The sequence below is a fragment of the Enterobacter sp. CGMCC 5087 genome, assembly GCF_003144775.1.
Classification (GTDB): Bacteria; Pseudomonadota; Gammaproteobacteria; order Enterobacterales; family Enterobacteriaceae; genus Enterobacter; species Enterobacter cloacae_M.
Map to the genome: position 1 here is coordinate 1 of NZ_QFXN01000140.1, position 434 is coordinate 434.

Below are 434 nucleotides of genomic sequence, written 5' to 3' on the forward strand. Positions count from 1 at the left end.
CATTTAACCGGAATACGTGCACCAGTCTGTTTTTTCTGTCAAAGCGAATGGGATAATGTGTCCAGGCAAACCATTCTGTTTTAAGAAGCTTGAATGAAAAAAGAATTGTCGGAATGCAAATTAAGCTCATCAACAAAAGCATTTCTTCACTGGTAGAAAACTTCCAGTCAATATAAGGAACACTCTTAATCAGCACTGCCAAGTATAGCAGTGAAAATCCAAAAAAAACAAAGGACGCGACAAATCCTCCGAAACCCTTCGCTGAGTAATATTTGTCAACAAGTTCAAGATAATGGGTGTTAAGTGTTATAACCTTCATATCAGGGACTATTGATTGTCCATCCAGTTCAGTTGCCTGATGTTGTTTTAGCTGATGCGTTCTCTCTTCATCACTAAGAGACCGGTTTAATTTAAACTTAGGAAAAAGACCGTAA

General features: G+C 37.8%; 1 pseudogene. It reads right to left on the reverse strand.

Annotated elements, in window-relative coordinates:
* Positions 1-434: pseudogene (locus tag DEO48_RS26945) on the reverse strand (hypothetical protein); the annotation flags it as partial.